This is a genomic window from Coleofasciculus sp. (assembly GCF_046565525.1).
Classification (GTDB): Bacteria; Cyanobacteriota; Cyanobacteriia; order Cyanobacteriales; family Coleofasciculaceae; genus Coleofasciculus.
Map to the genome: position 1 here is coordinate 1 of NZ_JBKHUP010000198.1, position 6,606 is coordinate 6,606.

Below are 6,606 nucleotides of genomic sequence, written 5' to 3' on the forward strand. Positions count from 1 at the left end.
TTTAACCAGTCGATTCTGGATTCCCAAGGTCGTGTAGTCAACACCTGGGCAGACGTACTCAACCGCGCCAACTTAGGCTTTGAAGTCATGCACGAGCGCAACGCTCACAACTTCCCCTTAGACTTGGCGGCGGGTGTTACCACCCCAGTAGCATTGACGGCTCCTAGCATCAACGGCTAATCAGAAACAAAGAGGACGGCGCGACTTTCAAGTAACACAGATGCGACTGTTCGCGTCACCTTAACTGAATAAACACCAAAAGCGCTCTCCCAGAAGGGGGGCGCTTTTTGGTATGGATTGGCTTGAATAAACAGAAAAAGCGCTTGGTTGCTTTTCCCTCCACTGGTAATAAGTTTGTCTAGTGTGATAAATTGCACAATTAATTAGACTATTAGCATTCTGACATTGGTCTATCCAGTACGCTTTCTCTTCATCCGTAAACTTAGCCTTAATCGGAATAGTTCGATACAGTTCAATCACCTCCTTTATCGCTTTCTATTGTACATTTTTTTGCACAAGGAAAGCTATAAAAAACGCAAGGTTAAAATCTTGTCAAGGCTTTCATCCACTGGTTAAAACGCAAGGTTAAAGCCTTGGTTTTGGTAGAACATGCAGTAATGCAGTAATGCAGTAATGCAGTAATGCAGTAAGTCATGCAGTAAGTCATGCAGTAAGTCATGCAGTAATGCAATAATGCAGTAATTACGCCTTAATTCATTATTTGCCTTAACCCTAAGAGTCATCCATGGGCAGAACTATAGGCTTCTTGAACCAAAAAGGCGGCTGCGGCAAATCCACCACAGCCGTTCACTTCACGCATTGGCTAGCCACCAAACAGAAAAAAAATGTGCTGCTCGTCGATGCCGATTCCCAGCAGTCCAGCTCAGCCTGGTTAGCCGGCATGGAATTATCCATTCCCTATAAAGTGGTGCAAACTCCTGATGACTTACTCGAACGCCTGCCAGAACTAGAAAAACAATACGACCAGCTCGTTGTCGATGGTCCAGCCTCCTTAGCCGAAGCCACCCGAGCCATTCTGTTTCGCGCTGTCCTGGCTATCGTCCCCGTTCAGCCCACAGGTGTAGATTTGCGATCGGCGTCTGATGCAGTGCGGTTAATCAAACAAGCCCAGTCCGTTCGCGGCGGTCCCCCCATGGCGGCGATGTTTGTCTCCCGAGCCGTCAAAGGCACCAAACTCAAAGATGAGGCGATCGCGCTTTTGAGCCAAACCCAAGACGTCACTCTACTCAAAACAGTGATTCATCAAAAACAAGCGATCGCGGATACCTCCGGTCAGTCCGCAACCGTCTGGGACTTCCCCAGCCGCCCCGCCAAAGAGTCAGCGCGGGAATACGAGCGATTGTTCAAAGAAATTATGGCACTATTATGAGTCAAAAGAAAAATCGCAAGCCCCTTACCGATACCCTGGCACAACAGTTTGTCTATGGTGAGAACCCCAAAGACACTACATCAGACTCTTCCCAGAAACCAACACCCACTCAACCCAAAGAAGACAAAACCCCACCCAGAAAGAGCGAAACCAAACGCGATCGCTCTTCGAGTCAAGCGCCAAGCACAGATAGCACTCCTTCCACCTCAGAACCCATGTCAGAGAACAACTCCAAAACCTTGGGGGTCAAACTCCCTTCCCAGTCTAAACTGATGGATAAGTTCCAAGTACCCTCCAAAGAGGCGACGGTACGCTTTACAGTAGATTTGCCCATATCAATGCACCGCAAGCTGTCACTCTTAGCCGCGAGGACTGGTAAGAAAAAGGCGGAGATTGTGCGAGTGTTATTGGATGAGACATTAAAGGATTTAGAGAGCGATTGACCGCTAATCAGCCAATTCGCGTAGTCATATTAAGAAATATTGCTGATGTAGGCATCATTGAACAGAGACGATAATTGTATCTAGGCACCGAGAAATAAATTGGCATACCGGGGTTTGCGCCGTGAGAATTCAGTCTCCGAATCGATACGCAAGCCCTTTGTTTCTTGATATCTTTGACATCCTCCCCGCGAAATCATACCAAGTTGCGTTCTAACGTGTCATATTGAAATTTCTCTTCCAGCACCAAGGTTATCCAGATTAACAGGGACAACTCATGAAAAGCTTGGGTAAAGTAGAGATCAGCAAAAAGCTTTTCTTTGCTCATTGCCACTCCTCTAAAACATGAGCAGTTATTCCCTCAGCAATATTCTCTTACCGGCTGTATTTATCTCCAGTGCTGTCTTTTCTACATTGACAGTACCCTTTGCTTTAATCGGGAAAGAACCCGTCATTATTGAACTCTCCCCCTTTTATAGTGGGGAAATTCAACCGATCTTTGATGGCAATCACAAAGAGGTAGCCATTCCCTATATCGGATTCTCCATCGTCGTCAGCGTAGGAGCTGGCATGGCTACAGTCGAAATGATTCGACGGTGGAATCAATGGAGTGAATCAACGACTGAAGAAGAGGAGTCATCAAATTCGCCGCCCAATTCACCCGAAAACCCAATTCAGCCCGAACCCCTCGACCACCCAGAATACCGACCGGAAGTTTCGGCAATAGACCTACCCCCTTCAGATGAGGGTTTCGACAGTCCATTGCTAACGCCTCCAGAAGCCGTTGGAGAAGAGCCAGACGTACCTGTTGAACCTGAACCACTCTTAGTTCAGCCTCCACCCACTCTACCTCATCCGACAGGGGCGCTGAGTGTCATGTCAGAAGCACCCGACTTATCCCCAGTGCCAGAAGGGAATAAGGTGATTCAGTTTACACCACGTCACGCCAATCAATCTGCTACTCTTTCTTTAGACGTAATTGAAAGTGAAATCCTAGAATCTCGCGACCAGTACAAAACCTGCCGGATTCAAACACCCCATTTAAAACGACGCTTATTTGCCATCGCCGTTGAGGGTCAATACTACAGCTTTTTGAGAGCAGAGAAAACCAAGGAGAAGGTACTAGAAATCCTGACCCGGCTAGGTGATAGCGTTCAGAAAACAGTGATTACGAAAACGGAAAAAGGCTATGTAATATGGGCTTGGGAGCATGAAGTTTCCTGACACCAATTATTTTATATTTCTATTGAGATGAATGCTGACGAAATAATAGAAAGATATATACAAGGGGAACGAGATTTTAGTGGAACCGACTTAAGTGGAGCTTCCTTGAGTGGAGTAGACCTGCAACGAGTCGTGTTGTGGCGAGCCAACCTCAGCAAGGCTAACTTAACAGGTACAAACCTAAGTGGGGCAGATTTATTAGGAGCCAATCTGAGTGAAGCAAACTTGAGTCGTGCTGTACTCTGTGGTGCCAATCTGAGTGAAGCAAACTTCAGTAATGCGCTGCTGCATAAAACCAACTTTCATACCACCCTTTACAACAAAGCCACTCAGTTTCCTGACAATTTTGACCCCGTTAAAGCAGGGGCTTATTTAATTGCACCTCAGAGTTTACTCCCCGAAGCTGACCTGAGTGGGGTAGACCTAACTAACGCCAAATTAACTGGGGCTAATTTGAGTCGTGCTGACCTATGGAAAACTAACTTGAGAGAAGCGTCTTTGCAGGAGGCGAATCTAAGCGAAGCTTGTTTAATGGGCGCTGACTTGACGGGAGCTGACTTGACGGGAGCTGACTTGAAACAATCCAATCTATTGGGAGCTGATTTGCGGGACGCTACCCTTCTAGAGATTGACATAAAAGGCGCACTCTACGACGAAACGACTCAATTTCCCAAAAATTTTGACCCAACCGAAGCCGGAGCGTACTGTATTACTCCTGGCGCTTCACTGAGGCGAGTCAACCTCAGTGGCGTCAACCTCAGTGGCGCCGATTTGAGTGAAGCCGATTTGAGTGAAGCCGACTTGAGCGGGGCCAACTTGTTTGGTATTGCACTTTTGAAAGCCAATTTGAGAGGAGCCAAGTTAACCAATGCAATTCTGTGGGACGCCGAACTGATTGGCGCGTCTTTGCAGGAAGCTGTGCTCAGTGGAGCCGACTTGTGGCAGGCGGATTTACGGGAAGCTGACTTAACCGGAGCTGACTTGAGGGGAGCTAACCTGTTTGGGGCTTCTCTGAGTGAGGCTAACCTGCAAGGGGTGAACGGGATGGGCGCACTCTACAACGAAGCGACGCAATTTCCTGTCAAGTTTAACCCAACTGAAACTGGGATGTACTTAATTGCTCCGGGTGCGTCACTTAGGGGAGTCAATCTGACGGGAGCCGACCTGAGGGGAGTGGATTTGAGTGGTGCTGATTTGAGGAAAGCAAAATTGTTTGGCGTCAATCTTCAAGATACCACTCTAGAGGCAACCCAGCTTGAAGCCGCACTCTACAACGAAGCGACACAATTTCCGGTCGGGTTTGACCCACTCAAGGGTGGCGCGTGCTTAATTGCCCCTGGAGTGTCACTTACTGGGGTGAATCTGGGTGAAGCTGATCTAAGGGGAGCTGACCTAAGTCAAACCAACCTGTGTGGGGCAGATTTGAGCAATGTCACTCTGGATGGTGTTAGCGTCAAAGCCGCCATTTACAACGAAGTGACTCAATTTCCTTCAGGTTTCGACCCAAGCGAGGGCGGCGCGTACTTGATTGCCCCCGGAGCGTCCCTGAAAAAAGCCGATTTAGGGGGAGCCGATTTAGGGGGAGCTGACCTGAGTCAGGCGAACTTGAGTCAGGCTAACCTGAGTCAGGCAGATCTGTGGGGTGCCAATCTGAGTCAAGCGAACTTGGAAACCGCTAATCTAGAAGGCGCTAACTTATTAGGTGCCAATTTAGTGCGTGCTAACTTGAGCCATGCCAATCTGAGTCAAGCGAATTTGGATGGGGCAGAGCTGACTGAAGCCAAGCTTAAGGGGGTAGACCTGAGTCAGGTTGACTTAGACGGAGTGATTTTGAGTGGGGCAATCATGCCCGATGGCACAGTTCATACTTAGCCACTAACCTAACAAAACCTTTTCCTGGGACAGATCCGATGAGCTACTGAGCGAGGAAAATTTGGCTGAGAGCATACTGAGAAGGATGGCAATCTGGGCATGATCTGCCTTATCAATTAATTGTTCTATCTCTTCCTCAAAAGAGAGCGATCGCTTCGGTACAGATGCCCCAAGCACTAGCGAGAAGTAGTATTCTCTTGCCTCAGTCGATAATTTCATCAAAAGCTTACCCAGGTTTTCAGTAGTCATCGGCTGCCTACCTTTCCTGAAATAGGAAATGGTCTGCTGAGACAAACCTGTCTGTTCGGAGAGCCACTTGGCGCTAACTCCGTAAGTTCTCAGCGTTTTATCGAAAGCTTTATTCCAGTCCATATTTCGATTTTACGCTTTTTTAGATCAATTAATTATAGATTTAATTGACAAAAAAGTTAAACTGTTATTTAATTGATGAGGTTCACCTAGAAAAATTATAGGGGATAAAAAATTCGCCCTACCCAAAATAGGGCGGGGCAATCCTTCATTATATAGGTAAATTATGACACAACACTACCGCATGACTCAAGCCGACGCGATCGCCCAGTACAAAGATGGGCTGATTTCTTCCACGGCGTTGATCTACTACTACCTGAAAATCAAGCTGGCTCCAGACTGGAAGATGACTCTACACCAACGTTCAGTCTGCAAAGAACTGGGAATCAGCAAGGCAGCTTTCTACAAGGGTATTCAACGCTTGAAGGACAAAGGTCTGATTGATTGGGAGGCTCCCAACGGTGTAGTCGTGAGCTTTGCACAAAGCCAAGACACTTGTGACCAATTGAAGACTGTTGAACGGAGTACAGACGCTTGTGATCAATCGGAGACGGTAAAACAGAGCGAAGACTCTTTAGACAAATCAGAGACTTGTTGGACAGATCAGAGACTTGTTGGACAAATCGGAGACTCGTTGGACAAATTGGAGACTCATTGGACAGATCAGAGACTCGTTGGACAAATTGGAGACTCGTTGGACAGATCGGAGACTCTGTTGGACAAATCGGAGACTCTGTTGGACAGATCGGAGACTTCATTGGACAAATTGGAGACCCCCACCCCCCCCAACCCCGCTCATATAAACCATTCCCCCGATTCCCCATATTCTTATCAGATTTTTATCAACTCTCTCTCAGATTGCGAGAGAGAGAGCTTTTTTGAGTTTGGAATGAAAAAGGCAGCAGAGCTACCTAAGCCACCAGTACTCCCTAAAAAGTGGATTGAGCGAAACTGGCTTGAACTGAGTTCTGAATTTAAAGCTGTGTCATCTCCAGTGTCATCTCCAACACCAAACCAGGTTGACCCAGAGCTTTATGAGCAACAACGACAAGAACTCCTCTTTGCAGCTTCCCAAGAACTAGCTGAACTTGAAGCTCAGCAGCAAAGATGGAAACAGCAAAAGGCAGAGCAGTCAAATGCTCCTGGTTACAAATCTTCTATGGGAACACCAGTTTTGTAGTTACACAGAAGCGATGGTGAAAGCCCCCGTCTTTTTAGCGGGGGATGAAACCGAGCCAAGCGTCTAGCTAGCAAACTAAAGTCTGCCTGTCTAGGTTCGGGGAGTTTGGCAATCATTCATGAACCCTAACCTACTTCGTTGAGGTTAGGGATTGGCAGAGGGAACCTGCTCCGAAGTCATGAATAGGGCAT

At 47.4% G+C, this 6,606-nt stretch carries 7 protein-coding genes and 1 pseudogene; 6 read left to right on the forward strand and 2 right to left on the reverse strand.

The features are described from left to right. The 3 genes and pseudogenes from ACLGGO_RS34705 to ACLGGO_RS34715 all read left to right on the forward strand — a co-directional run. Positions 1 to 180: pseudogene (locus ACLGGO_RS34705) on the forward strand (photosystem II q(b) protein); the annotation flags it as partial. A 565-nt stretch (positions 181 to 745) separates the two neighbouring features. Then, the gene (locus ACLGGO_RS34710; RefSeq protein ID WP_446422729.1) at positions 746 to 1,390 is read left to right on the forward strand and encodes an AAA family ATPase; all 645 of its coding nucleotides are present in this window, start codon (positions 746 to 748) and stop codon (positions 1,388 to 1,390) included. Further along, positions 1,387 to 1,833 carry a hypothetical protein gene (locus ACLGGO_RS34715; RefSeq protein WP_446422730.1) on the forward strand — a complete coding sequence of 149 codons (447 nt, stop codon included), beginning with the start codon at positions 1,387 to 1,389 and terminating at the stop codon, positions 1,831 to 1,833. The genes ACLGGO_RS34710 and ACLGGO_RS34715 overlap by 4 nt, the downstream gene beginning before the upstream one ends. A gap of 193 nt (positions 1,834 to 2,026) precedes the next feature. Here ACLGGO_RS34715 and ACLGGO_RS34720 read toward each other — a convergent pair whose 3' ends face one another. Continuing rightward, complete coding sequence (locus tag ACLGGO_RS34720; RefSeq protein WP_446334274.1) at positions 2,027 to 2,158, reverse strand: hypothetical protein; 132 nt, start codon at positions 2,156 to 2,158, stop codon at positions 2,027 to 2,029. A 17-nt stretch (positions 2,159 to 2,175) separates the two neighbouring features. Between ACLGGO_RS34720 and ACLGGO_RS34725 the strand changes: the two genes are divergently transcribed. Together ACLGGO_RS34725 and ACLGGO_RS34730 are read left to right on the forward strand one after the other, a co-directional pair. Then, positions 2,176 to 3,054: a TetR family transcriptional regulator gene (locus tag ACLGGO_RS34725; RefSeq protein ID WP_446334275.1), complete on the forward strand. Its 879-nt coding sequence runs from the start codon at positions 2,176 to 2,178 to the stop codon at positions 3,052 to 3,054. 27 nt (positions 3,055 to 3,081) lie between these two features. Beyond that, positions 3,082 to 4,926, forward strand: coding sequence for a pentapeptide repeat-containing protein (locus tag ACLGGO_RS34730; protein WP_446422731.1), 1,845 nt, complete (start codon positions 3,082 to 3,084; stop codon positions 4,924 to 4,926). A gap of 3 nt (positions 4,927 to 4,929) precedes the next feature. Here ACLGGO_RS34730 and ACLGGO_RS34735 read toward each other — a convergent pair whose 3' ends face one another. Next, on the reverse strand, positions 4,930 to 5,175 hold the full coding sequence (locus ACLGGO_RS34735; protein ID WP_446334277.1) for a hypothetical protein: 246 nt from the start codon (positions 5,173 to 5,175) through the stop codon (positions 4,930 to 4,932). Positions 5,176 to 5,461: 286 nt separating this feature from the next. Between ACLGGO_RS34735 and ACLGGO_RS34740 the strand changes: the two genes are divergently transcribed. Beyond that, positions 5,462 to 6,415: a hypothetical protein gene (locus ACLGGO_RS34740; protein ID WP_446334278.1), complete on the forward strand. Its 954-nt coding sequence runs from the start codon at positions 5,462 to 5,464 to the stop codon at positions 6,413 to 6,415. Positions 6,416 to 6,606: the final 191 nt, after the last annotated feature.

Bases quoted from the DNA above. Each gene is read 5' to 3' on its own strand.
- ACLGGO_RS34710 (WP_446422729.1), top strand. From the start codon at position 746: ATGGGCAGAACTATAGGCTTCTTGAACCAAAAAGGCGGCTGCGGCAAA.
- ACLGGO_RS34715 (WP_446422730.1), top strand. From the start codon at position 1,387: ATGAGTCAAAAGAAAAATCGCAAGCCCCTTACCGATACCCTGGCACAA.
- ACLGGO_RS34720 (WP_446334274.1), bottom strand. From the start codon at position 2,158: ATGAGCAAAGAAAAGCTTTTTGCTGATCTCTACTTTACCCAAGCTTTT.
- ACLGGO_RS34725 (WP_446334275.1), top strand. From the start codon at position 2,176: ATGAGCAGTTATTCCCTCAGCAATATTCTCTTACCGGCTGTATTTATC.
- ACLGGO_RS34730 (WP_446422731.1), top strand. From the start codon at position 3,082: ATGAATGCTGACGAAATAATAGAAAGATATATACAAGGGGAACGAGAT.
- ACLGGO_RS34735 (WP_446334277.1), bottom strand. From the start codon at position 5,175: ATGACTACTGAAAACCTGGGTAAGCTTTTGATGAAATTATCGACTGAG.
- ACLGGO_RS34740 (WP_446334278.1), top strand. From the start codon at position 5,462: ATGACACAACACTACCGCATGACTCAAGCCGACGCGATCGCCCAGTAC.